Below are 672 nucleotides of genomic sequence, written 5' to 3' on the forward strand. Positions count from 1 at the left end.
TGGTTGCCGCCGTTAACCCCGTAGGCATCATGCCTGTTTTCGTGTCTGTAAGCGGACATATGACACCAGAAGAAAAGATCAAAACCGCGACAACAGCCAATGTGGCAGTGGCCGTGATCCTGATCATTTCCCTGCTTGCAGGTCAGTTACTGTTGGATATGTTCAGTATTTCACTGGATTCATTCCGAGTGGCGGGTGGCTTGCTGCTGTTAAGCATCGCCTTTTCGATGATGAGCGGTAAGCTCGGTGAGGATAAGCAGAACAAACAAGAAAAATCTGAGTACGTTAGCCGCGAACAGATCGGCGTTGTACCACTAGCGATGCCACTAATGGCTGGTCCTGGTGCAATCAGCTCAACAATCGTTTATGGCGCGCGTTACCCAAGTATGTTCGATACCGTGGGCATCGTTATCACGATTGGTCTATTTTGCCTTTGTTCTTGGTTGCTATTTCGTTCGGCGCCTTTGATCGTTCGTTTCTTGGGTCAAACAGGCATCAACGTGATCACACGTATCATGGGTTTGATTCTTGGTGCGCTAGGCATCGAGTTTATTGCAAACGGCTTACGTAACTTGTTCCCTGGATTAGCCTGATTTTATTAATGGCGTTATGATAGAGCGATTCAACAATGGATCGCTTTGTCATGACGACTCACTCTCTAAAAAATACACT

1 protein-coding gene is annotated in these 672 nt (G+C 47.0%); it reads left to right on the forward strand.

Annotated features, from left to right (window positions below; translation table 11 throughout):
• On the forward strand, nucleotides 1–593 hold a 593-nt coding region (locus R7Q09_RS26030; RefSeq protein WP_318143930.1), incomplete at its 5' end, for a YchE family NAAT transporter.
• Nucleotides 594–672: the final 79 nt, after the last annotated feature.

The sequence above is a fragment of the Vibrio sp. 2130-1 genome, assembly GCF_033339515.1.